This window comes from Escherichia sp. E4385 (assembly GCF_963883145.1).
Lineage (GTDB): Bacteria > Pseudomonadota > Gammaproteobacteria > Enterobacterales > Enterobacteriaceae > Escherichia.
In genome coordinates this window covers 205,729-229,424 of sequence record NZ_CAWOOJ010000009.1, presented here as the reverse complement: position 1 = coordinate 229,424, position 23,696 = coordinate 205,729, and the positions used below count along the sequence as shown (strand labels likewise).

The window sequence follows — 23,696 nt, the reverse complement described above, 5'->3', positions numbered from 1 at the left end:
TGGCATGATGAAGCGTGCTATTAAAACTTCAACGCATTGGCGATATCTTCTTCGCTTTCTTCTTTATTAATTTCGACTTGTGCTTTGTTTGAGATGATGACAAAGGGAAGATAAACCATTGTGGCAACACCTAAGTTAAAGAGCGCAAGGAGTAATCCGGCAATGCTCCCATTTGAACTGAAGAATGCATTGAGTCCGGGAGGCATGGTCCAGGGGGCAATATTTGTCGATGGCGGAATAATACCCATGTTATAGGCGATTAAGGTAATCCCAGCGAGAATGGGTTGGATCATCACAAACGGGATTAACATAATGGGGTTCATAATGATCGGCAAACCAAATAAAATAGGTTCGTTGATATTAAAGATACCAGAAGGTAATGCTAATTTAGCAACCTGACGATAATCTTCCCGGCGTGATGCAATGAAAATGGCGAAAATGAGTCCCAGCGTTGCCCCTGTTCCACCGAGGAAAACGTAAGCGTCAAGCATTGGGCCGGTCCAGAAATGGAAGGTTTTTCCTGCCTCCAGTGCCGCTTGTACCGAACCATATTGTGTGTAGGTTGCAATATTCTCCAGCCCCCAGGGACCCAGCGTGCTGCTTTGTAACGCAGTTAATACTAAGCCGCCGTGGATACCAAAGAACCATAACAGGGAATTAAAGACAACGAATGTCCAGCCAACAATACTACTCATTGAGGTTAATGGCGTAGCCAGAGAGGTAATAATAACCTGATGGAAATTGGTGCCATATATCGACAATATGCCAGATAAACTCCCCATAATTAACAGGATGATAAACCCAGGCACCATTGCCGAGAATGAGCGTGATACTGCGGCCGGGACACTCGCGGGTAAACGAATCACCCAGTTGTGGCGGATTATAAAAGCGAAAATTTCCGCCACAACTAACCCAATGATCATTCCAGAAAGAATATTGGCTCCCCCCAGCCAGTTTGCGCCAATGACATTAGCGGTTTCTCCTGTTTTGAAGGGGGTGACGGTCATAAACGCTGCGACAGAGAGTAAGCCAACGGATAACGAATCAACTTTCCGTTCTTCGGCCAGTCCCATCCCAATAAAAAAGGGCGTCATGAGCGACATAATGCCCAGCGTGCCATGATAAGCACTATCACCGACGACGGTGAAGGCACTTAAGGTTTTAATGGTTGATGGATCCAGACGGACGCCTAATGAATAAAAAAAGGAACCTTCACTAAAATCTAAAAAAACGCTGTTAATGAGAACAAATAATGTACCAGCCAAAGTTAACGGCATCATACGGATAAAACCGTTTTTTATTGCGTTGACGTGAGGCTGTTTCCCTAGTTTAACTGCAAAAGGAAGAATGAGTTTTTCAAGTAGTGCCATCATTCCGGGCATAAAAATATCCTTATATACCGATTAATGTATCACTGCGACGTTGGTTTTATTAATATCCTGTTTATATGGTTTGGTCACTTTTGCTCTTTTTTATTATGGCGATAGCTGATTTTAGAACACCTAAGCCATCAATTTTTCCATATAATATTGAATCAATAACTTCTACTGGCTTTCCTGGTAATAAGCTTTGGATCTCTGATTGCATGTAAGCAATTTGAGGTCCCAATAATATAACATCAGCTTCCGGACCTTTCTCTGCGGCAACAGATTCCGAGAATGCCTCAATAATTACTGGTACATCATATTTTATCGCCTGCACTTTCATTTTTGATACCAGCAGTGATGTTGACATTCCCGCTGAACAAAATAAGTATATCTTTTTCTTTTCCATAGAAACTCCAGATATATTACGACATAATATATTTGTCATGCCATGAATGGCATATGAGGCGACTTTAATTAAAAAGGCACGGATATTTATATTGATTTCCTGAATATCGTCTTTTGGTATTAATCTCAAAAAATTCAGGAGCCATTGAATAATCTGGTTTATAGAATTGAATGTCAAGAGAGTGAAATTGTGGGCGTGTTGTAATAAAAACAACGCGGCTTTCGGTAGGTTTCTTTTTTAGCGGAATGAAAAGTACAGGCGATATGGTAATAGAATAAATTAACGTTTTTTCAATAGATTACGTTTTTTCTGCCTCCAGGAATGAAAAAAACAACAATCTAAAAATACTTTAGATATGTGAGCGTTATCACTTCCTTTTTGTTGGGAAAACGGGGAAACACAGTCTCCCCATTTTCCGTTCATGCAAGGCCGTCAGGTCACCGGTGCCGGGTTAAACACCGCCAGCTGGTTATGCAATCCCCATTGATCCGAGAAGGTTTTCTTCTTCCCGCTGGCGACGTCGAGAATAAAGTGGAACAGCTTCCAGCCCACTTCTTCTATGGTTTCTTCGCCGGTGGCGATGGTGCCTGCGTTGATATCCATTAAGTCAAACCAGCGGTTCGCCAGTTCGGTGCGGGTTGCCATTTTAATGACCGGTACTGCCATCAGACCATACGGCGTGCCGCGACCGGTCGTAAACACTTGCACGGTAATACCCGAAGCCACCTGTTGCGTGCCACAAACAAAATCGCTGGCTGGCGTCGCGGCGTAAATTAATCCGCGTTTAGTCGGGCGTTGACCAGGCGACAGCACTTCAACAATTGCGCTTTTACCCGATTTAGCAATGGAGCCGAGTGCCTTCTCCACCACATTTGCCAGACCGCCTTTCTTGTTGCCCGGCGAAGGGTTGGCGCTGCGGTCGGTTTTTCCCATATTGAGATAGTTATCGTACCACTCCATCTCTTCCAGCAGCCGTTTGCCGACCTCTTCGTTAATGGCGCGCGGTGTCAGTAGATGAATCGCGTCACGCACTTCCGTTACTTCTGAAAACATCACCGTTGCACCGCAGCGCACCAGTAAATCAGACGCATATCCAACCGCCGGGTTTGCCGTTACGCCAGAAAATGCATCGCTGCCGCCGCATTGCATGCCGACAACCAGTTCCGAAGCAGGACAGGTTTCTCGCTGACGTTGATTCAGTTTTTGTAGATGGCGTTCGGCGACCTGCAAAATATCCTCGACCATTGATTGAAAGCCGACATGCTTTTCATCCTGCAAGCTGACAATGCTGGCGCTTTCTACTGGAATAGCCTGCACATCATCCGTGCCGACCAGCAGGCGCTCTGGTTGCAATTTCTCGCATCCCAAGCCAATCACCATCACCTCGCCGCCAAAATTTGGATTGAGCGAAATATTGTGAATGGTACGTATTGGCACTACAGCCGCCGGAGCATTAATCGCCACGCCACAACCGTACAGGTGATTCAGTCCCACTACGCCATCGACGTTCGGGTATTTTGGCAGCAGATCGCGCTCAATGATTTTTACTACGTAATCCACCACGCCTGCCACACAGTGGACGCTGGTGGTAATGCCGAGCAGGTTTTTGGTTCCCACGCTACCATCAGCATTGCGATAGCCTTCAAAGGTATAACCTTCCAGCGGCGGTAAGGGTTCCGGGACTTTGGTTGCCAGTGGCAGCGTGTGTAACGGCGGCGCTTCCGGTAGTACTACCATTGATTCGTCGATCCAGCTTCCGCGTGGGATGGCGCGCACGGCGTAACCAATCACTTCGCCATAACGAATAATTTCTCCATTAGCTGGAATGTCCAGCAATGCGACTTTATGCCCCTGAGGAATATGTTCAATTAATTCCAGTCCGTCCGGAAAACGCGTTCCTGCTTTCAGGCCATTATCATTAACAATAATTGCCACATTATCTGTGTCGTGAACTTTTATATAAAACGCAGTTGGTGTTTCTTGTCTGATTTCGATGTTGGCCATTGTGCAATATTCTCCAGCCAGGGACTATTAAAATGAGGACCTGGTCTCATTTAAAAATAAATGACTTCATTGGGTGAAATAAGAATGTCAGGAGTTTAAACGCAGAAATGTGATCAATGTCAATCATTTCAGGGATTGCAGTACCGCCCGGCAAGGCAATGCGTAAATCTGTGCTTTAGCGCGCAACCTTATGTGCATATGCTCAAAATAATATTTAAATCGTATTAATTAAATTAGCATTTGCACAATGATTATTATTCTCGCGCTGCTTATACTGATTCCCGAGTTCATTGTCATTACGGCATAAATGAAACTCATAAATAACATCTTCCCCATAATAATAAAAATCAGCATAAGTACCCGAGGTAAATAAAATGATTCTGGACACCGTTGACGAAAAAAAGAAAGGCGTGCATACCCGCTATTTAATATTAATGATTATTTTTATTGTTACCGCCGTTAACTACGCCGATCGTGCAACGCTGTCTATTGCTGGTACCGAAGTAGCAAAAGAGTTGCAGTTAAGTGCGGTTTCGATGGGTTACATCTTCTCCGCTTTTGGCTGGGCCTACTTGCTGATGCAAATCCCCGGCGGCTGGCTGCTTGATAAGTTTGGCTCGAAGAAAGTTTACACTTACAGCCTCTTTTTCTGGTCGCTGTTCACCTTCCTGCAAGGCTTTGTCGATATGTTTCCGCTGGCCTGGGCTGGGATCTCCATGTTCTTTATGCGCTTTATGCTGGGGTTTTCGGAAGCGCCGTCATTCCCGGCGAACGCCCGTATTGTCGCGGCCTGGTTCCCGACGAAAGAACGTGGTACTGCCTCCGCCATCTTTAACTCGGCGCAATATTTCTCGCTGGCGCTCTTCTCACCGCTGCTTGGCTGGCTGACTTTTGCCTGGGGCTGGGAGCACGTCTTTACCGTTATGGGAGTGATTGGTTTTGTGCTGACGGCGCTGTGGATCAAGTTGATTCATAACCCGACAGATCACCCACGCATGTCCGCGGAAGAGTTGAAGTTTATCTCTGAAAATGGCGCGGTGGTTGATATGGACCACAAAAAGCCGGGCAGTGCGGTGGCAAGCGGTCCCAAACTGCATTACATCAAGCAATTGCTCTCCAGCCGCATGATGCTGGGTGTATTTTTCGGACAATATTTTATCAACACCATCACCTGGTTCTTCCTTACCTGGTTCCCGATTTATCTGGTGCAGGAAAAAGGCATGTCGATTCTGAAGGTAGGCCTGGTCGCCTCGATTCCGGCACTGTGTGGTTTTGCTGGCGGTGTGCTCGGTGGTGTCTTCTCGGATTATCTGATCAAACGCGGTTTGTCACTGACCCTGGCTCGTAAGCTACCGATTGTACTGGGAATGTTGCTGGCTTCCACCATCATCTTATGTAACTACACCAACAACACCACGCTGGTGGTCATGCTGATGGCGCTGGCCTTTTTTGGCAAAGGATTTGGTGCGCTGGGCTGGCCGGTGATTTCTGACACCGCGCCGAAAGAGATTGTTGGCCTCTGCGGCGGCGTATTTAACGTCTTTGGCAATGTTGCCTCCATTGTCACTCCACTGGTGATTGGTTACCTGGTAAGTGAACTGCACTCCTTCAATGCGGCACTGGTCTTCGTGGGATGTTCGGCGCTGATGGCGATGGTCTGCTACCTCTTCGTGGTTGGCGACATTAAACGTATGGAATTGCAGAAATAAGCAAAGGTATAAGCGATGAATAACGATATTTTTCCCAATAAATTCAAAGCCGCATTGGCCGCGAAACAGATACAAATTGGTTGCTGGTCAGCTCTCTCTAACCCGATAAGCACTGAAGTTCTTGGTTTGGCTGGCTTTGACTGGCTGGTGCTGGATGGCGAACATGCGCCAAACGATATCGCCACATTTATTCCCCAGCTGATGGCCCTGAAAGGTAGCCCCAGCGCGCCAGTGGTGCGGGTGCCGACCAACGAACCGGTAATTATTAAGCGTCTTCTGGATATCGGTTTCTATAACTTCCTGATTCCATTTGTCGAAACAGAAGAGGAAGCGGTACAAGCAGTGGCATCTACTCGTTATCCACCAGAAGGTATTCGCGGCGTCTCCGTTTCTCACCGTGCCAATATGTTTGGCACCGTGGCGGATTATTTCGCTCAGTCGAACAAGAACATCACCATTCTGGTCCAGATTGAAAGTCAGCAAGGCGTAGATAACGTCGATGCCATCGCCGCTACCGAAGGTGTAGACGGCATCTTCGTCGGTCCCAGCGATCTGGCTGCGGCATTAGGCCATCTCGGCAATGCATCACACCCGGATGTACAAAAAGCGATTCAACATATTTTTAACCGTGCCAGAGCGCACGGCAAACCCAGCGGTATCCTCGCACCGGTCGAAGCCGATGCGCGTCGTTATCTGGAATGGGGCGCGACGTTTGTGGCTGTTGGTAGCGATCTCGGCGTGTTCCGCTCTGCCACCCAGAAACTGGCAGATACCTTTAAAAAATAACCACCACCGCAACAAGAGAGATGATTGATATGACTATGAAAGTTGGTTTTATTGGCCTGGGTATTATGGGTAAACCAATGAGTAAAAACCTTCTGAAAGCAGGTTACTCGCTGGTGGTTTCTGACCGTAACCCTGAAGTTATCGCAGAAGTGATAGCTGCAGGTGCAGAAACAGCTTCTACGGCTAAAGCGATCGCTGAACAGTGCGACGTCATCATTACCATGCTGCCAAACTCTCCTCATGTGAAAGAAGTGGCGCTGGGTGAAAATGGCATTATTGAAGGCGCGAAACCCGGCACGGTATTGATCGACATGAGTTCTATCGCACCGTTGGCAAGCCGTGAAATCAGCGAAGCGCTGAAAGCAAAAGGCATTGATATGCTGGATGCTCCGGTTAGCGGTGGTGAGCCGAAAGCGATTGATGGCACTCTGTCAGTGATGGTGGGTGGCGATAAGGCTATTTTCGACAAATACTATGACTTAATGAAAGCGATGGCGGGGTCTGTGGTACATACCGGGGAAATCGGTGCAGGCAACGTCACCAAACTGGCCAACCAGGTCATTGTGGCGCTGAATATTGCCGCGATGTCAGAAGCGTTGACGCTGGCAACCAAAGCAGGCGTTAACCCGGATCTGGTTTATCAGGCAATTCGTGGTGGACTGGCGGGCAGTACCGTGCTGGATGCGAAAGCGCCAATGGTGATGGACCGTAACTTCAAGCCAGGTTTCCGTATTGATCTGCATATTAAGGATCTGGCGAATGCGCTGGATACCTCCCACGGCGTTGGCGCGCAACTGCCGCTGACGGCTGCGGTTATGGAGATGATGCAAGCGCTGCGTGCCGATGGTCTGGGAACAGCAGACCATAGCGCCCTTGCGTGCTACTACGAAAAACTGGCGAAAGTCGAAGTTACTCGCTAATGACGTCGTGCCCGGATGGCTTATTGCTATCCGGGCCTGGAATCCAGGCCGAATAAGAGAAACGCCCCCCGGCGTCATGTGGTAACAGGCAAAGATATGAAAATCGTAATCGCCCCAGACTCTTATAAAGAAAGTTTATCAGCCAGCGAGGTTGCGCAGGCGATAGAAAAAGGATTTCGGGAAATTTTTCCTGATGCACAGTACGTTTCTGTTCCTGTTGCCGACGGTGGCGAAGGAACGGTGGAAGCGATGATTGCTGCCACCCAGGGGGCTGAACGTCACGCCTGGGTTACAGGGCCGCTGGGCGAGAAAGTGAATGCCAGTTGGGGGATCTCCGGCGACGGCAAAACCGCGTTTATCGAAATGGCTGCGGCCAGTGGGCTGGCGCTGGTGCCATCGGAAAAGCGTGATCCGCTGGTAACCACTTCACGCGGCACAGGGGAGTTAATCCTGCAGGCGCTGGAGAGCGGTGCAACAAGCATCATTATCGGTATTGGCGGTAGCGCCACCAACGATGGCGGTGCTGGGATGATGCAGGCGCTGGGAGCGAAGTTAAGCGATGCCAATGGCAATGAAATCGGCTTTGGCGGCGGCAGTCTTAATACTCTGAATACCATTGATATCAGTGGCCTCGATCCACGTTTAAAGAATTGTACGATTCGCGTCGCCTGTGATGTCACCAATCCGCTGGTGGGCGACAGTGGCGCTTCGCGGATCTTTGGCCCGCAAAAAGGGGCGAATGAAGCCACGATTGTCGAGCTGGACAAGAATCTCTCTCACTATGCTGATGTCATCAAAAAATCGCTGCATGTTGATGTGAAAGACGTCCCCGGTGCAGGTGCGGCGGGCGGAATGGGCGCGGCGTTGATGGCTTTTCTTGGCGCAGAGCTAAAGAGCGGCATTGAGATTGTGACGACGGCGCTCAATCTGGAAGAACATATTCATGATTGCACGCTGGTTATCACCGGAGAAGGGCGCATTGATAGCCAGAGCATCCATGGCAAAGTACCGATTGGGGTGGCTAATGTGGCGAAGAAATACAATAAACCGGTAATTGGTATTGCGGGTAGTCTTACGAAGGATGTTGGCGTTGTGCACCAGCATGGTATCGATGCTGTATTCAGCGTGTTAAACAGTATTGTTACGCTGGATGAAGCTTTCAGCGGGGCTTATGACAATATTTACCGAGCTTCGCGCAATATTGCTGCAACACTGGCGATTGGAATGCGCAACGCGGGGTGACAAGGGCGTGTAAACGCTCTATACTGCGCGCCGAAGCTGACCAGACAGTCGCCGCTTCGTCGTCGTCCTCTTCGGGGGAGACGGGCGGAGGGGAGGAAAGTCCGGGCTCCATAGGGCAGGGTGCCAGGTAACGCCTGGGGGGGAAACCCACGACCAGTGCAACAGAGAGCAAACCGCCGATGGCCCACGCGAGTGGGATCAGGTAAGGGTGAAAGGGTGCGGTAAGAGCGCACCGCGCGGCTGGTAACAGTCCGTGGCACGGTAAACTCCACCCGGAGCAAGGCCAAATAGGGGTTCATAAGGTACGGCCCGTACTGAACCCGGGTAGGCTGCTTGAGCCAGTGAGCGATTGCTGGCCTAGATGAATGACTGTCCACGACAGAACCCGGCTTATCGGTCAGTTTCACCTATTTTAACGAAAACCCGGCAGTGCGAACTGGCGGGTTTTTGCTTTTGCGCGGCAGTAAGATGAATGACTGTCCACGACGCTATACCCAAAAGAAAGCGGCTTATCGGTCAGTTTCTTTTTTTCAGTATAAATACTCTTTTTTCGTCACCCTTTTTGTCTCCCGAGATTACTTACCTGCAAATATGAATTATTAGTTTTGTGATCATCAACACAAAATGCTATCCGTGCATTATGATGACAGCAGAAACCATGGAAAACGATTGCATTCACAAAATGACATCCTGCTATGATGGTAAAAATTGACGTTAATCAATTGTTCGAGATGATCAATATCTGTATTCGATTTTTTAAAATATTGATAAAATAGATGTTTTGTGACCAACAAATTCCGAGAAAAAATGTGACGCGGCGCATTATTTACCTGTAAATATGATTTGTTTATAATAAAATTTGATAAGTTGCTTATTAAATTTAACTTAAAATTCGCCTGAGAAATACACGATATTTGCTTGAAATATCGTCGCAGGACATTTTTTAATAAGCCAGATAAAGCGTGTTGTTATCGCCATAAAATATGGTTATCCCCCCCTTTGTTTTTTGATAAAAGTCAGGCTTTATGCGGATTTCATTATGTTAACTTATTGATATTAAAGATTTATATTGATTTAAGTAGATACCTGGAAAACAATTGAAAGTTAATTTGTGAGTGGTCGCACATATCCTATTCATTCCATTTTGATACACTTCATGTCGTCAATGAGGTAATTAATGCAGGCCGATATGAGCACTATTCTTCTTCCTAAAACGCAGCACCTGGTAGTCTTTCAGGAAGTCATCAGAAGTGGCTCTATTGGCTCGGCTGCAAAAGAATTAGGTTTAACTCAACCTGCTGTAAGTAAAATCATTAACGATATTGAAGATTATTTTGGCGTGGAATTAGTGGTACGGAAAAATACCGGTGTAACGCTGACGCCAGCCGGTCAATTGTTGCTCTCACGTTCCGAATCCATTACCCGCGAAATGAAAAATATGGTTAATGAGATAAGCGGTATGTCCTCTGAAGCCGTGGTGGAAGTCTCATTTGGTTTTCCTTCGCTAATTGGCTTTACCTTTATGTCCGGGATGATCAACAAATTCAAAGAGGTGTTCCCGAGAGCGCAAGTCTCAATGTATGAAGCACAGTTGTCCTCGTTCTTACCTGCTATCCGCGACGGACGCCTCGATTTTGCGATTGGTACGTTAAGTGCAGAGATGAAGCTTCAGGATTTGCATGTTGAGCCGCTGTTCGAGTCCGAGTTTGTGCTGGTGGCCAGCAAGTCCCGAACATGCACCGGCACTACCACGCTGGAGTCGTTGAAAAACGAACAGTGGGTGTTGCCGCAAACTAATATGGGATACTACAGCGAACTTCTCACCACGTTACAAAGAAATGGCATCAGTATTGAAAACATCGTTAAAACCGACTCAGTCGTGACAATTTATAATCTTGTTCTCAATGCTGATTTCTTAACCGTTATTCCTTGTGATATGACTTCACCTTTTGGTTCTAATCAATTTATTACTATTCCGGTTGAAGAAACGTTGCCCGTGGCGCGATATGCCGCGGTATGGTCAAAAAATTATCGTATTAAAAAAGCAGCATCGGTTTTGGTTGAACTAGCCAAAGAGTATTCATCTTATAATGGGTGTAGACGAAGACAATTAATAGAAGCTGATTAGTTATTTGTTTTTTCTCAAACATAAATAATCCACCTGTCTTTTTTCGGGTGTCGGTTACGGTTACCTACATATTTAATTCAGGTTAAGAGGTTTATCATGCATATTACATACGATCTCCCGGTTGCTATTGATGACATTATCGAAGCAAAACAACGACTGGCTGGGCGAATTTATAAAACAGGCATGCCTCGATCCAATTATTTTAGTGAACGTTGCAAAGGTGAAATATTCCTTAAGTTTGAAAATATGCAGCGTACTGGTTCATTTAAAATTCGTGGCGCATTTAATAAATTAAGCTCTTTAACCGATGCTGAAAAACGCAAAGGTGTGGTGGCCTGTTCTGCGGGTAACCATGCGCAAGGGGTTTCGCTCTCCTGCGCAATGCTGGGCATCGACGGGAAAGTGGTAATGCCGAAAGGCGCGCCAAAATCCAAGGTCGCGGCGACATGTGACTACTCCGCTGAAGTTGTTCTGCACGGCGACAACTTTAACGACACCATCGCCAAAGTTAGCGAAATTGTCGAAACGGAAGGCCGTATTTTTATCCCACCTTATGATGATCCGAAAGTGATTGCCGGTCAGGGAACGATTGGCCTGGAAATTATGGAAGATCTCTATGATGTCGATAATGTGATTGTGCCAATTGGCGGTGGCGGTTTAATTGCTGGTATTGCGGTAGCGATTAAATCTATTAACCCGACAATTCGTGTTATTGGTGTGCAATCAGAAAACGTTCACGGCATGGCGGCTTCTTTCCACTCGGGAGAAATAACCACGCACCGAACTACCGGCACCCTGGCGGATGGTTGTGATGTCGCCCGCCCGGGTAATTTAACTTACCAAATCGTTCGTGAATTAGTCGATGACATCGTGCTGGTCAGCGAAGACGAAATCAGAAACAGTATGATTGCCTTAATTCAGCGCAATAAAGTCGTCACCGAAGGCGCAGGCGCTCTGGCATGTGCTGCTTTGTTAAGCGGTAAATTAGACCAATATATTCAAAACAGAAAAACCGTCAGCATTATTTCCGGCGGCAATATAGATCTTTCTCGCGTCTCTCAAATTACCGGTTTCGTTGACGCTTAATCATCTCGTTGAGGATAGGATATGAGTACTTCAGATAGCATTGTATCCAGCCAGACAAAACAATCGTCCTGGCGTAAATCAGATACCACATGGACGTTGGGTTTGTTCGGCACAGCTATTGGTGCCGGCGTGCTGTTCTTCCCTATCCGCGCAGGTTTTGGCGGACTGATCCCGATTCTTCTGATGTTGGTATTGGCATACCCCATCGCGTTTTATTGCCACCGGGCGCTGGCGCGTCTGTGTCTTTCAGGCTCTAACCCTTCCGGCAACATTACGGAAACGGTGGAAGAGCACTTTGGTAAAACGGGTGGCGTGGTCATCACGTTCCTGTACTTCTTCGCGATTTGCCCACTGTTGTGGATTTATGGCGTAACCATTACCAACACCTTTATGACGTTCTGGGAAAACCAGCTTGGCTTTGCGGCGTTAAACCGCGGCTTCGTGGCGCTGTTCCTGCTGCTGCTGATGGCGTTCGTCATTTGGTTTGGTAAGGATCTGATGGTTAAAGTGATGAGTTACCTGGTATGGCCATTTATCGCCAGCCTGGTACTGATTTCTCTGTCACTGATCCCTTACTGGAACTCTGCTGTTATTGATCAAGTTGACCTCAGTGCGCTGACGTTAACCGGTCATGACGGTATCTTGATTACCGTCTGGCTGGGGATTTCCATCATGGTCTTCTCCTTTAACTTCTCGCCAATCGTCTCTTCCTTCGTGGTTTCTAAGCGTGAAGAGTATGAGAAAGACTTCGGTCGCGACTTCACCGAGCAGAAATGCTCACAGATCATCTCCCGTGCCAGCATGCTGATGGTTGCCGTGGTCATGTTCTTTGCCTTCAGCTGCCTGTTTACGCTGTCTCCGGCAAACATGGCGGAAGCAAAAGCACAGAACATTCCGGTGCTTTCTTATCTGGCTAACCACTTTGCTTCCATGTCCGGCGAGAAATCGACGTTCGCCACCGTACTGGAATATGCCGCTTCTATTATCGCACTGGTTGCTATCTTCAAATCTTTCTTCGGTCACTATCTGGGAACGCTGGAAGGTCTGAACGGTCTGGTACTGAAGTTCGGCTACAAAGGCGATAAGACGAAAGTGTCTTCAGGCAAACTGAACACCATCAGCATGATCTTCATCATGGGTTCCACTTGGGTAGTTGCTTACGCCAACCCGAACATTCTGGACCTGATTGAAGCCATGGGCGCGCCGATTATCGCTTCACTGCTGTGCCTGTTGCCGATGTATGCCATCCGTAAAGCGCCGTCGCTGGCGAAATACCGTGGTCGTCTGGATAACGTGTTTGTTACCGTGATTGGTCTGCTGACCATCCTGAACATCGTATACAAACTGTTTTAATCCGTAACTCAGGATGAGAAAAGAGATGAATGAATTTCCGGTTGTTTTGGTTATTAACTGTGGTTCGTCTTCAATTAAGTTTTCCGTGTTGGATGCCTCGAACTGTGAAGTATTAATGTCAGGTATTGCCGACGGTATTAATTCGGAAAATGCATTCTTATCCGTAAATGGAGGAGAGCCAGCACCGCTGGCTCACCACAGCTACGAAGGTGCACTGAAGGCAATTGCGTTTGAACTGGAAAAACGGAATTTAAATGACAGCGTGGCCTTAATTGGCCACCGCATCGCCCACGGCGGCAGTATTTTTACCGAGTCCGCCATTATTACCGATGAAGTCATTGATAATATCCGTCGCGTTTCCCCACTGGCGCCGCTGCATAATTACGCCAATTTAAGTGGCATTGAATCGGCCCAGCAATTATTTCCTGGCGTAACTCAGGTAGCAGTATTTGATACCAGCTTCCACCAGACAATGGCCCCGGAAGCGTTTTTATACGGCCTGCCGTGGAAATATTACGAAGAGCTGGGTGTGCGCCGCTATGGCTTCCACGGCACGTCTCACCGCTATGTGTCCCAGCGTGCGCATTCTCTGCTGGATCTGGCGGAAGAAGACTCCGGCCTGGTGGTGGCGCATCTTGGCAATGGCGCGTCTATTTGCGCGGTTCGTAACGGGCAGAGTGTGGATACCTCAATGGGTATGACGCCGCTGGAAGGGCTGATGATGGGGACGCGCAGTGGCGATGTCGACTTCGGCGCGATGTCCTGGGTGGCCAGTCAAACTAACCAGAGTCTTAGCGACCTGGAACGCGTGGTGAATAAAGAATCGGGGCTATTGGGGATTTCCGGTCTTTCTTCCGACCTGCGTGTACTGGAAAAAGCCTGGCATGAAGGTCATGAACGTGCACAACTGGCAATTAAAACGTTTGTTCACCGAATTGCCCGTCATATTGCCGGACACGCTGCCTCATTACATCGCCTGGATGGAATTATATTCACCGGCGGAATAGGTGAGAATTCAAGTTTAATTCGTCGTCTGGTCATGGAACATTTGACTGTATTAGGCGTAGAGATTGATGCAGAAATGAATAATCGCTCTAACGCTTACGGTGAAAGAATTGTGTCCAGTGAAAATGCGCGCGTAATTTGCGCCGTTATTCCGACTAATGAAGAAAAAATGATTGCGCTAGATGCAATTCATTTAGGCAAAGTTAAAGCACCCGCAGAATTTGCATAATTTAGTTGAAGTATTGTAGAGAGATTATTTTTCATGAAGGTAGATATTGATACCAGCGATAAGCTGTACGCCGACGCATGGCTTGGCTTTAAAGGTACGGACTGGAAAAACGAAATTAATGTCCGCGATTTTATTCAACATAACTATACACCGTATGAAGGGGATGAATCTTTCCTCGCCGAAGCGACGCCAGCCACCACGGAATTGTGGGAAAAGGTGATGGAAGGTATTCGTATCGAAAACGCGACCCATGCGCCGGTTGATTTCGATACCAATATTGCCACCACCATTACTGCCCATGATGCCGGTTATATCAACCAGCCGTTGGAAAAAATCGTTGGCCTGCAAACAGATGCGCCACTGAAACGTGCGCTGCATCCGTTTGGCGGCATCAACATGATTAAAAGTTCATTCCACGCCTATGGCCGTGAAATGGACAGCGAATTTGAATACGTGTTTACCGATCTGCGTAAAACCCATAACCAGGGCGTATTTGATGCTTACTCACCGGATATGCTGCGCTGCCGTAAATCTGGCGTATTGACTGGTCTGCCGGACGGTTATGGCCGTGGACGTATTATCGGTGACTATCGCCGCGTGGCGTTGTACGGGATCAGTTATCTGGTCCGTGAACGCGAACTGCAATTTGCCGATCTCCAGTCTCGTCTGGAAAAAGGGCAAGATCTGGAAGCCACCATCCGTCTGCGTGAAGAGCTGGCAGAACATCGTCATGCGCTGCTGCAGATTCAGGCAATGGCGGCGAAATACGGCTTCGACATCTCTCGTCCAGCGCAAAATGCGCAGGAAGCGGTGCAGTGGCTCTACTTCGCTTACCTGGCGGCGGTGAAATCGCAAAACGGCGGCGCGATGTCGCTGGGTCGTACTGCATCGTTCCTCGATATCTACATTGAACGTGACTTCAAAGCCGGCGTGCTCAACGAGCAGCAGGCGCAGGAATTGATCGACCACTTCATCATGAAGATCCGCATGGTGCGCTTCCTGCGTACGCCGGAATTTGATTCGCTGTTCTCCGGCGACCCTATCTGGGCAACGGAAGTCATCGGTGGGATGGGGCTGGACGGTCGCACACTGGTGACCAAAAACTCCTTCCGTTACCTGCATACACTGCACACTATGGGGCCAGCACCGGAACCTAACCTGACCATTCTGTGGTCGGAAGCATTGCCGATTGCCTTCAAAAAATATGCGGCACAAGTCTCCATCGTCACTTCTTCTTTGCAGTATGAAAACGACGATCTGATGCGTACTGACTTCAACAGCGACGATTACGCGATTGCCTGCTGCGTCAGCCCGATGGTGATTGGTAAGCAGATGCAGTTCTTCGGCGCACGCGCTAACCTGGCGAAAACGCTGCTGTACGCAATTAACGGCGGGGTGGATGAGAAGCTGAAGATTCAGGTCGGCCCGAAAACAGCACCACTGATGGACGACGTTCTGGACTACGACAAAGTCATGAGCAGCCTTGACCATTTCATGGACTGGCTGGCAGTGCAGTACATCAGCGCGCTGAACATCATCCACTACATGCATGACAAGTACAGCTACGAAGCCTCACTGATGGCGCTGCACGATCGTGATGTCTATCGCACGATGGCATGTGGTATTGCGGGCCTGTCGGTGGCGACGGATTCACTTTCCGCAATTAAATATGCTCGCGTGAAACCAATCCGTGACGAAAACGGCCTGGCGGTGGACTTTGAAATCGACGGCGAATATCCGCAGTACGGCAACAACGACGAGCGCGTAGACAGCATTGCTTGCGACCTGGTTGAACGCTTTATGAAGAAAATTAAAGCCCTGCCAACCTATCGTAACGCCGTACCAACTCAGTCGATTCTGACCATCACCTCTAACGTGGTGTACGGCCAGAAAACCGGTAACACACCGGATGGTCGTCGCGCCGGTACACCGTTCGCACCAGGTGCTAACCCGATGCACGGTCGTGACCGCAAAGGGGCCGTGGCTTCGCTGACCTCCGTTGCCAAGCTGCCGTTCACCTACGCCAAAGACGGTATTTCGTACACCTTCTCAATTGTCCCTGCGGCGCTGGGTAAAGAAGATCCGGTACGCAAAACCAACCTTGTCGGCCTGCTGGATGGTTATTTCCACCACGAAGCTGATGTGGAAGGTGGTCAGCACCTCAACGTCAACGTTATGAATCGGGAAATGTTGCTGGATGCCATTGAGCACCCGGAAAAATACCCGAACCTGACAATCCGTGTCTCTGGCTACGCCGTGCGCTTCAACGCACTGACCCGTGAACAGCAGCAGGATGTGATTTCACGTACCTTTACCCAGGCGCTTTGATGCCGGAGGATGTATGAAAAAGATTATCGAAACGCAACGTGCGCCAGGCGCAATCGGCCCGTATGTTCAGGGCGTTGATTTAGGCAGTATGGTATTCACCTCCGGGCAAATTCCGGTTTGTCCGCAGACCGGGGAGATCCCTGCGGACGTGAAAGATCAGGCGCGTTTAAGTCTGGAAAACGTCAAAGCGATCGTGGTTGCTGCCGGGCTGACCGTTGGCGATATCGTGAAGATGACGGTGTTCATTACCGACCTTAATGACTTTGGCACCATCAATGAAGTCTACAAGCAGTTTTTTGACGAGCATCAGGCGACCTACCCGACACGCAGCTGCGTGCAGGTAGCGCGTTTGCCGAAAGATGTGAAGCTGGAAATTGAAGCTATCGCGGTACGCAACGCATAAAGCTCCTGAGCGGGGCGATCGCAGGGTCGCTCCGCTCCTCTTCACGAACGGCAATCCGAGGGTGTGGATATGATTAGTGCATTCGATATTTTCAAAATTGGGATTGGTCCCTCCAGTTCTCATACCGTGGGGCCAATGAATGCCGGAAAAAGTTTTATTGATCGACTGGAGAAGAGCGGCTTATTAACCGCGACGAGCCACATTGTGGTCGATCTTTATGGATCGTTGTCACTGACGGGCAAAGGTCACGCCACGGATATCGCTATCATCATGGGACTGGCAGGAAATAGTCCGCAGGACGTTGTTATTGATGAGATACCTGCATTTATGGAATTAGTGACGCGCAACGGAAGGTTGCCGGTGGCAGCGGGCGCACATGTCGTTGATTTCCCAGTGGCAAAGAACATTATTTTCCATGCGGAAACGCTGCCCCGTCATGAGAATGGGATGCGTATTACCGCGTGGAAAAAGCAGGAAGAACTGTTAAGCAAAACCTATTATTCAGTCGGTGGCGGATTTATTGTCGAAGAAGAACAATTCGGCTTGTCACTGGATGTTGAAACGCTCGTCCCTTACGATTTCCATTCAGCAGGTGAGCTGCTGAAAATGTGTGATTACAACGGGTTATCTATTTCTGGTTTGATGCTGCAAAACGAGTTGGCACTACGTAGCAAAGCCGAAATTGATGCTGGTTTTTCGCGTATCTGGCAGGTGATGCATGACGGTATTGAACGCGGTATGAATACCGAGGGTGTGCTGCCAGGCCCGCTCAATGTGCCACGTCGGGCGGTGGCGCTGCGGCGTTTGCTGGTTTCCAGCGACAATATCTCTAACGATCCGATGAACGTGATCGACTGGATCAATATGTTTGCTCTGGCAGTCAGCGAAGAAAATGCCGCTGGCGGGCGTGTTGTGACAGCGCCAACTAACGGCGCTTGCGGCATTATTCCTGCGGTGCTGGCCTATTACGATAAATTCCGCCGCCCGCTCAATGAGCGCTCCATTGCCCGTTTTCTGCTGGCGGCTGGCGCTATCGGTGCGTTGTATAAAATGAATGCCTCCATTTCCGGTGCGGAAGTGGGCTGTCAGGGCGAAATTGGCGTGGCCTGTTCAATGGCGGCGGCAGGGTTAACCGAACTGCTGGGCGGCAGCCCGGCGCAGGTGTGCAATGCGGCGGAAATCGCTATGGAACACAACCTGGGACTGACCTGCGATCCGGTTGCCGGGCAGGTGCAAATTCCGTGTATTGAACGCAATGCTATTAATGCTGTTAAAGCCGTGAACGCCGCGCGGATGGCGATGGGACGCACTTCCGCACCGCGTGTTTCTCTCGATAAAGTTATCGAGACGATGTACGAAACCGGCAAAGATATGAACGATAAATACCGCGAAACTTCACGCGGAGGACTGGCCATTAAAGTGGTCTGCGGCTGATATCTCATCCGCGTTTATACTGGGGTGCACAAAATGTGCACCCTTTTTTATTGTGATCTGCCGCAAATAGAGAATAACTATTTCTCTAAGATTGATTTGATAGAAAATTATTATCCATAATTGCTATTTCAAAGTCTTGATTGTGAAGATTTTCTCTGACCTCACGCGTATCATTTCTTCATTCTAATAACTCGCCTGCAAAAAAACGTAGACCGCGTATCGCCTTGATGCGGCTCGAAAAAAATAATAAGCCCTACAAAATATTGAGCGAGAACTTATGGAAATTGCAACGAATAAAGGCGTCATTGCAGACGCTTCGACCCCGGCGGGTCGTGCTGGAATGAGTGAAAGTGAATGGCGTGAAGCTATCAAATTCGACAGTACCGACACCGGTTGGGTGATTATGAGTATTGGGATGGCGATTGGCGCGGGGATAGTTTTTCTCCCGGTGCAGGTCGGATTGATGGGATTGTGGGTATTTTTGCTCTCATCAGTGATTGGCTACCCGGCAATGTATCTATTTCAGCGATTGTTTATTAATACGCTGGCGGAATCTCCAGAGTGTAAAGATTACCCGAGTGTCATTAGTGGTTATTTGGGTAAAAACTGGGGCATTTTGTTAGGTGCACTTTACTTTGTGATGCTGGTTATTTGGATGTTTGTTTACTCCACCGCCATCACTAACGATAGCGCCTCCTATCTGCATACTTTCGGCGTGACGGAAGGATTGCTGTCTGACAGTCCGTTTTATGGCCTGGTACTGATTTGTATTCTGGTAGCGATCTCTTCACGCGGCGAGAAACTGTTATTCAAAATTTCGACCGGCATGGTGCTGACCAAACTGCTGGTGGTGGCGGCGCTGGGTGTATCGATGGTCGGGATGTGGCATCTGTATAACGTAGGTTCGCTGCCGCCGTTGGGGCTGCTGGTGAAAAACGCCATTATCACACTGCCGTTTACCTTAACCTCGATTCTGTTTATTCAGACGTTAAGCCCGATGGTGATTTCCTATCGCTCGCGAGAAAAATCGATCGAAGTAGCACGACACAAAGCGTTGCGGGCGATGAACATTGCGTTTGGGATCCTGTTTGTCACCGTCTTTTTCTACGCAGTGTCGTTCACTCTGGCGATGGGACATGACGAAGCAGTAAAAGCCTATGAGCAGAATATTTCCGCGCTGGCGATTGCCGCACAGTTTATTAGCGGCGACGGTGCAGCATGGGTGAAAGTGGTCAGCGTCATCCTCAATATCTTTGCCGTTATGACAGCGTTCTTTGGCGTCTATTTAGGCTTTCGCGAAGCAACGCAAGGGATCGTAATGAACATCCTGCGCCGCAAGATGCCAGCTGAGAAGATTAACGAAAATCTCGTTCAGCGCGGCATCATGATTTTCGCCATTTTACTGGCCTGGAGCGCCATCGTACTGAATGCGCCAGTGTTGAGCTTTACCTCTATCTGTAGCCCGATTTTCGGCATGGTAGGGTGCCTGATCCCGGCGTGGTTGGTTTACAAAGTACCGGCATTGCACAAATACAAAGGTGCCTCTCTGTACCTGATTATCGTCACCGGTTTGTTGCTTTGCGTTTCTCCGTTCCTGGCATTTTCATGATTTACCTGAAATTTTAAGGTTTTTATTATGTTTGATTCGACTCTAAATCCGTTATGGCAGCGTTACATCCTTGCAGTTCAGGAGGAAGTAAAACCGGCGCTGGGATGTACTGAACCTATCTCACTGGCGCTGGCGGCGGCGGTTGCTGCGGCAGAACTGGAAGGTCCGGTTGAACGTGTAGAAGCCTGGGTTTCGCCAAATCTGATGAAGAACGGTCTGGGCGTCACCGTTCCCGGTACGGGAATGGTGGGGCTGCCGATTGCCGCGGCGCTGGGGGCGTTAGGTGGAAATGCCAACGCCGGGCTGGAAGTGCTGAAAGACGCAACGGCGCAGGCAATTGCCGATGCCAAAGCGTTGCTGGCGGCGGGGAAAGTCTCGGTCAAGATCCAGGAACCTTGCGATGAAATCCTCTTCTCACGCGCCAAAGTCTGGAACGGCGAGCAGTGGGCTTGTGTCACCATCGTCGGCGGACATACCAACATTGTGCATATCGAGACGCACAATGGCGTGGTTTTTACCCAGCAGGCGTGTGTGGCAGAGGGCGAGCAAGAGTCGCCGCTGGCGGTGCTCTCCAGAACGACGCTGGCCGAGATCCTGAAGTTCGTCAATGAAGTGCCGTTTGAGGCTATCCGCTTTATTCTCGATTCTGCGAAGTTAAACTGCGCGTTATCACAGGAAGGTTTGAGTGGGAACTGGGGGCTGCATATTGGCGCGACGCTGGAAAAACAGTGTGCACGCGGTTTGCTGGCGAAAGATCTCTCCTCGTCAATTGTGATTCGTACCAGCGCGGCATCCGATGCGCGTATGGGTGGCGCAACGCTTCCGGCAATGAGTAACTCCGGTTCTGGCAACCAGGGGATCACCGCGACAATGCCCGTGGTGGTGGTCGCGGAACACTTCGGGGCAGATGATGAACGGCTGGCGCGCGCGCTGATGCTTTCGCATTTGAGCGCGATTTATATCCATAACCAGTTACCGCGTTTGTCTGCGCTGTGTGCCGCAACGACCGCCGCAATGGGCGCCGCCGCTGGGATGGCATGGCTGGTGGATGGGCGTTATGAAACCATCTCGATGGCAATCAGCAGCATGATCGGTGATGTTAGCGGTATGATTTGCGATGGCGCGTCGAACAGTTGCGCGATGAAGGTTTCGACCAGTGCGTCGGCGGCGTGGAAAGCGGTGTTAATGGCGCTGGATGATACCGCCGTGACTGGCAATGAAGGGATTGTGGCGCATGATGTTGAGCAGTCAATCGCCAACCTGTGTGCGCTGGCAAGTCATTCAATGCAGCAAACGGATCGGCAGATTATCGAGATTATGGCCAGTAAGGCCAGGTAAGCACCGGATTTCGGAGGTCATACCTGATGCCGGATGCGATGCTGACGCATCTTATCCGGCCTACGGATTGTGCGATTTGTTGATGTTGTTGGGTTTTGTACCTGATGCCGGATGCGATGCTGGCGCATCTTATCCGACTTACGGATTGTGCAATTCGTTGATGTTGTTGGGTTTTGTACCTGATGCCGGATGCGATATTGGCGCATCTTATCCGGCTTACGGGGTGTGCAATTTGTTGGTTTTGTTGGGTTTTGGACCTGGTGCCGGATGCGATGCTGGCGGATCTTATCCGGCCTACGGATTGTGCGATTTGTTGATGTTGTTGGGTTTTGTACCTGGTGCCGGATGCGATGCTGGCGCATCTTATCCGGCTTACGGGGTGTGCAATTTGTTGGTTTTGTAGGCCGGATAAGGCGTTTACGCCGCATCCGGCAACCTGTGTTTACGCGGTAGCTTCATCCTCGGCTAACCGTATTTCGGCGTCGGCTACTATCGCCTCCAACTCACTCAACATCTCTTCATAGCCAAAACTTTTGGTAGCGCGGGTGGTTTCTTTCGCTGCAACGGACTTTACTGGCTGACGTTTCTTCGCCGATTTTTTACTCATCATCTTCTCCCTGTAAAAAAACTAGACAGGTAAATCTATCAGCAAAGCACGCAGCGGGGAATCAGCAACGAGTGTAATGTTAGCCTCGTCACGAATAAATGCGCCATCACCGCAGGTCAGCGCAGCTTTCTCTTCGTGATGCGTAATCGCATGAAATTGACCGTGGATCGATTGCAAATAAGCACGCGGACCGTGCAGTTGAAAGTTCGCGCTTTCTCCCTCGGCGAGCACAATATGATGCAGCCACACCTGCTGGCGCAGTTGCAGGCTACCTTTCGCGCCATCTGGCGAGGCGATTAATTGCTGCTTGTCCATATTCAGCGCCAGTTTTTGAATCAGCGGATTCTCCCGTTGCGGGCAGGCATCCAGCCAGAGCTGCATTCGCGTTAACGGTTTGTCCTTGCTGATATTATGTTCGCTATAACTCACGCCCGGCTGAGTAGAAAGCAATAAGGCTTCACCGGCGTGGGCCTGAACATGATTACCTTCGCTGTCCCGATACTCTGCTTCTCCGTCGAGAATCACATTCAAAATATCAACTTTTGGGTAGGTACGTGGCTGGAAGGCGGCCCCTGGAGCCAACACTTCCTGGTTAAGCACGCGCAGGGAGGCATAGCCTAACAATTTAGGGTCGAAGTAGTGTCCAAAGGAAAAAGTATACCGGGCCTGCAACCATCCGTAGTCTGCTTGTCCACACTGCCTGGCAGTTCGGGTAGTAATCATAATTCTTGACCTCTCTTTACTTCCTTTTATGGTAAGGGGCTGGACGCTACATTGTTAGCCAGATATTCTGCCCGGTATGTTCAAATTTCCTGAATGAGAACGAAATGGCCAAAGAAAGGGCATTAACGCTGGAAGCACTAAGGGTTATGGATGCGATCGATCGCCGTGGTAGTTTTGCAGCGGCGGCCGATGAGCTGGGACGAGTGCCTTCCGCGCTTAGCTACACCATGCAAAAACTGGAAGAAGAGCTCGATGTGGTGCTGTTTGACCGCTCGGGCCATCGCACCAAATTCACCAATGTCGGGCGGATGTTGTTGGAGCGAGGACGTGTTCTGCTGGAAGCCGCAGATAAACTGACCACCGATGCCGAAGCCCTCGCGCGTGGTTGGGAAACGCATCTCACCATTGTGACCGAGGCGCTGGTGCCCACGCCTGCCTTTTTCCCGTTGATCGACAAACTGGCGGCTAAAGCCAATACCCAACTGGCAATCATCACCGAAGTGCTGGCGGGGGCGTGGGAGCGGCTGGAACAGGGGCGGGCAGATATTGTTATCGCGCCGGATATGCATTTTCGTTCCTCGTCGGAGATCAACTCTCGTAAGCTTTACACCTTGATGAACGTCTACGTGGCAGCGCCTGATCACCCGATTCATCAGGAGCCGGAACCGCTTTCTGAAGTTACGCGCGTGAAATATCGCGGAATTGCAGTGGCAGATACTGCTCGTGAACGCCCGGTATTGACCGTACAGTTACTGGATAAACAACCGCGCCTGACGGTCAGCACCATTGAAGATAAACGTCAGGCATTGCTGTCAGGGCTTGGCGTCGCAACGATGCCGTACCCGATGGTAGAAAAAGATATCGCTGAAGGACGGTTGCGTGTAGTTAGTCCGGAATCGACCAGCGAAATCGATATTATTATGGCCTGGCGTCGCGACAGTATGGGAGAAGCAAAATCCTGGTGTCTGCGGGAAATTCCAAAGTTGTTCGCTGGAAAATAATCTATAAAGCACCTTTCA

Annotated in this window: 21 protein-coding genes and 1 other RNA gene; 16 read left to right on the top strand and 6 right to left on the bottom strand. The window is 49.4% G+C overall.

Features of this window, described 5'->3' with window-relative positions:
- Positions 1-20 precede the first annotated feature (20 nt).
- From chbC to garD, 3 genes are all read right to left on the bottom strand, one after another.
- Positions 21-1,382: a PTS N,N'-diacetylchitobiose transporter subunit IIC gene (gene chbC, locus AACS80_RS09120; protein ID WP_138183754.1), complete on the bottom strand. Its 1,362-nt coding sequence runs from the start codon at positions 1,380-1,382 to the stop codon at positions 21-23.
- 61 nt (positions 1,383-1,443) lie between these two features.
- The gene (locus AACS80_RS09115) at positions 1,444-1,773 is read right to left on the bottom strand and encodes a PTS sugar transporter subunit IIB (RefSeq protein WP_138183753.1); all 330 of its coding nucleotides are present in this window, start codon (positions 1,771-1,773) and stop codon (positions 1,444-1,446) included.
- A gap of 432 nt (positions 1,774-2,205) precedes the next feature.
- Complete coding sequence (gene garD, locus AACS80_RS09110; RefSeq protein WP_130204644.1) at positions 2,206-3,777, bottom strand: galactarate dehydratase; 1,572 nt, start codon at positions 3,775-3,777, stop codon at positions 2,206-2,208.
- A gap of 374 nt (positions 3,778-4,151) precedes the next feature.
- On the opposite strand from garD, the gene garP reads away from it, so the two are divergent.
- The 5 genes from garP to rnpB all read left to right on the top strand — a co-directional run bounded on the left by garP (position 4,152) and on the right by rnpB (position 8,843).
- Positions 4,152-5,486 carry a galactarate/glucarate/glycerate transporter GarP gene (gene garP / locus AACS80_RS09105; RefSeq protein ID WP_138183752.1) on the top strand — a complete coding sequence of 445 codons (1,335 nt, stop codon included), beginning with the start codon at positions 4,152-4,154 and terminating at the stop codon, positions 5,484-5,486.
- Between the two features lie 15 nt (positions 5,487-5,501).
- On the top strand, positions 5,502-6,272 hold the full coding sequence (gene garL, locus AACS80_RS09100) for a 2-dehydro-3-deoxyglucarate aldolase (RefSeq protein ID WP_135410487.1): 771 nt from the start codon (positions 5,502-5,504) through the stop codon (positions 6,270-6,272).
- Positions 6,273-6,301: 29 nt separating this feature from the next.
- Positions 6,302-7,192: a 2-hydroxy-3-oxopropionate reductase gene (gene garR / locus AACS80_RS09095; protein WP_130260155.1), complete on the top strand. Its 891-nt coding sequence runs from the start codon at positions 6,302-6,304 to the stop codon at positions 7,190-7,192.
- A 96-nt stretch (positions 7,193-7,288) separates the two neighbouring features.
- On the top strand, positions 7,289-8,434 hold the full coding sequence (gene garK, locus AACS80_RS09090) for a glycerate 2-kinase (protein WP_130204650.1): 1,146 nt from the start codon (positions 7,289-7,291) through the stop codon (positions 8,432-8,434).
- Between the two features lie 32 nt (positions 8,435-8,466).
- Positions 8,467-8,843: RNase P RNA component class A (rnpB, locus tag AACS80_RS09085), an RNA gene on the top strand.
- 229 nt (positions 8,844-9,072) lie between these two features.
- Here rnpB and tdcR read toward each other — a convergent pair.
- Entirely contained in the window at positions 9,073-9,309 is a 237-nt protein-coding gene (gene tdcR / locus AACS80_RS09080) for a transcriptional activator TdcR (RefSeq protein ID WP_135490388.1), read from the bottom strand.
- 314 nt (positions 9,310-9,623) lie between these two features.
- On the opposite strand from tdcR, the gene tdcA reads away from it, so the two are divergent.
- From tdcA to AACS80_RS09030, 10 genes are all read left to right on the top strand, one after another.
- Positions 9,624-10,562 carry a transcriptional regulator TdcA gene (gene tdcA / locus AACS80_RS09075; RefSeq protein WP_130210820.1) on the top strand — a complete coding sequence of 313 codons (939 nt, stop codon included), beginning with the start codon at positions 9,624-9,626 and terminating at the stop codon, positions 10,560-10,562.
- A gap of 96 nt (positions 10,563-10,658) precedes the next feature.
- A complete protein-coding gene (gene tdcB / locus AACS80_RS09070; RefSeq protein WP_130218297.1) occupies positions 10,659-11,648 on the top strand; it encodes a bifunctional threonine ammonia-lyase/L-serine ammonia-lyase TdcB in 990 nt (329 codons plus the stop codon).
- Between the two features lie 21 nt (positions 11,649-11,669).
- Positions 11,670-13,001 carry a threonine/serine transporter TdcC gene (tdcC, locus tag AACS80_RS09065; RefSeq protein WP_130210806.1) on the top strand — a complete coding sequence of 444 codons (1,332 nt, stop codon included), beginning with the start codon at positions 11,670-11,672 and terminating at the stop codon, positions 12,999-13,001.
- A 25-nt stretch (positions 13,002-13,026) separates the two neighbouring features.
- Positions 13,027-14,235 carry a propionate kinase gene (gene tdcD, locus AACS80_RS09060; protein WP_130259083.1) on the top strand — a complete coding sequence of 403 codons (1,209 nt, stop codon included), beginning with the start codon at positions 13,027-13,029 and terminating at the stop codon, positions 14,233-14,235.
- A gap of 33 nt (positions 14,236-14,268) precedes the next feature.
- Positions 14,269-16,563, top strand: a complete 2,295-nt coding sequence (gene tdcE / locus AACS80_RS09055; protein WP_135410486.1) for a 2-ketobutyrate formate-lyase/pyruvate formate-lyase — start codon at positions 14,269-14,271, stop codon at positions 16,561-16,563.
- A 13-nt stretch (positions 16,564-16,576) separates the two neighbouring features.
- Positions 16,577-16,966: an enamine/imine deaminase gene (locus AACS80_RS09050; protein ID WP_064529572.1), complete on the top strand. Its 390-nt coding sequence runs from the start codon at positions 16,577-16,579 to the stop codon at positions 16,964-16,966.
- A 69-nt stretch (positions 16,967-17,035) separates the two neighbouring features.
- The gene (gene tdcG / locus AACS80_RS09045) at positions 17,036-18,400 is read left to right on the top strand and encodes an L-serine ammonia-lyase (RefSeq protein WP_130210812.1); all 1,365 of its coding nucleotides are present in this window, start codon (positions 17,036-17,038) and stop codon (positions 18,398-18,400) included.
- A 277-nt stretch (positions 18,401-18,677) separates the two neighbouring features.
- A complete protein-coding gene (locus AACS80_RS09040) occupies positions 18,678-20,009 on the top strand; it encodes an amino acid permease (protein ID WP_130210814.1) in 1,332 nt (443 codons plus the stop codon).
- A gap of 27 nt (positions 20,010-20,036) precedes the next feature.
- Entirely contained in the window at positions 20,037-21,347 is a 1,311-nt protein-coding gene (gene cyuA, locus AACS80_RS09035) for a cysteine desulfidase (RefSeq protein ID WP_130210816.1), read from the top strand.
- Positions 21,348-21,423: 76 nt separating this feature from the next.
- Entirely contained in the window at positions 21,424-21,750 is a 327-nt protein-coding gene (locus AACS80_RS09030; RefSeq protein ID WP_138183751.1) for a hypothetical protein, read from the top strand.
- Between the two features lie 39 nt (positions 21,751-21,789).
- On the opposite strand, the gene yhaL is transcribed toward AACS80_RS09030, so the two are convergent.
- Positions 21,790-21,954: a protein YhaL gene (yhaL, locus tag AACS80_RS09025; protein ID WP_130210466.1), complete on the bottom strand. Its 165-nt coding sequence runs from the start codon at positions 21,952-21,954 to the stop codon at positions 21,790-21,792.
- Between the two features lie 21 nt (positions 21,955-21,975).
- Positions 21,976-22,677: a pirin family protein gene (locus AACS80_RS09020; protein WP_130210374.1), complete on the bottom strand. Its 702-nt coding sequence runs from the start codon at positions 22,675-22,677 to the stop codon at positions 21,976-21,978.
- A gap of 104 nt (positions 22,678-22,781) precedes the next feature.
- Here AACS80_RS09020 and yhaJ point away from each other — a divergent pair, with 104 nt between their 5' ends.
- Positions 22,782-23,678 (top strand): DNA-binding transcriptional regulator YhaJ, encoded by an 897-nt coding sequence (gene yhaJ, locus AACS80_RS09015; RefSeq protein WP_135410485.1) that lies wholly within the window; start codon positions 22,782-22,784, stop codon positions 23,676-23,678.
- Positions 23,679-23,696 lie beyond the last annotated feature (18 nt).

Excerpts from the sequence above, each read along its gene's own strand:
- tdcD (WP_130259083.1), top strand. The coding sequence starts at position 13,027 with ATGAATGAATTTCCGGTTGTTTTGGTTATTAACTGTGGTTCGTCTTCA.
- chbC (WP_138183754.1), bottom strand. The coding sequence starts at position 1,382 with ATGCCCGGAATGATGGCACTACTTGAAAAACTCATTCTTCCTTTTGCA.
- tdcA (WP_130210820.1), top strand. The coding sequence starts at position 9,624 with ATGAGCACTATTCTTCTTCCTAAAACGCAGCACCTGGTAGTCTTTCAG.
- yhaJ (WP_135410485.1), top strand. The coding sequence starts at position 22,782 with ATGGCCAAAGAAAGGGCATTAACGCTGGAAGCACTAAGGGTTATGGAT.
- garL (WP_135410487.1), top strand. The coding sequence starts at position 5,502 with ATGAATAACGATATTTTTCCCAATAAATTCAAAGCCGCATTGGCCGCG.
- AACS80_RS09020 (WP_130210374.1), bottom strand. The coding sequence starts at position 22,677 with ATGATTACTACCCGAACTGCCAGGCAGTGTGGACAAGCAGACTACGGA.
- tdcE (WP_135410486.1), top strand. The coding sequence starts at position 14,269 with ATGAAGGTAGATATTGATACCAGCGATAAGCTGTACGCCGACGCATGG.
- tdcC (WP_130210806.1), top strand. The coding sequence starts at position 11,670 with ATGAGTACTTCAGATAGCATTGTATCCAGCCAGACAAAACAATCGTCC.
- AACS80_RS09115 (WP_138183753.1), bottom strand. The coding sequence starts at position 1,773 with ATGGAAAAGAAAAAGATATACTTATTTTGTTCAGCGGGAATGTCAACA.
- yhaL (WP_130210466.1), bottom strand. The coding sequence starts at position 21,954 with ATGAGTAAAAAATCGGCGAAGAAACGTCAGCCAGTAAAGTCCGTTGCA.
- tdcB (WP_130218297.1), top strand. The coding sequence starts at position 10,659 with ATGCATATTACATACGATCTCCCGGTTGCTATTGATGACATTATCGAA.
- cyuA (WP_130210816.1), top strand. The coding sequence starts at position 20,037 with ATGTTTGATTCGACTCTAAATCCGTTATGGCAGCGTTACATCCTTGCA.
- garP (WP_138183752.1), top strand. The coding sequence starts at position 4,152 with ATGATTCTGGACACCGTTGACGAAAAAAAGAAAGGCGTGCATACCCGC.
- AACS80_RS09040 (WP_130210814.1), top strand. The coding sequence starts at position 18,678 with ATGGAAATTGCAACGAATAAAGGCGTCATTGCAGACGCTTCGACCCCG.
- garK (WP_130204650.1), top strand. The coding sequence starts at position 7,289 with ATGAAAATCGTAATCGCCCCAGACTCTTATAAAGAAAGTTTATCAGCC.
- tdcG (WP_130210812.1), top strand. The coding sequence starts at position 17,036 with ATGATTAGTGCATTCGATATTTTCAAAATTGGGATTGGTCCCTCCAGT.
- garR (WP_130260155.1), top strand. The coding sequence starts at position 6,302 with ATGACTATGAAAGTTGGTTTTATTGGCCTGGGTATTATGGGTAAACCA.
- garD (WP_130204644.1), bottom strand. The coding sequence starts at position 3,777 with ATGGCCAACATCGAAATCAGACAAGAAACACCAACTGCGTTTTATATA.
- AACS80_RS09050 (WP_064529572.1), top strand. The coding sequence starts at position 16,577 with ATGAAAAAGATTATCGAAACGCAACGTGCGCCAGGCGCAATCGGCCCG.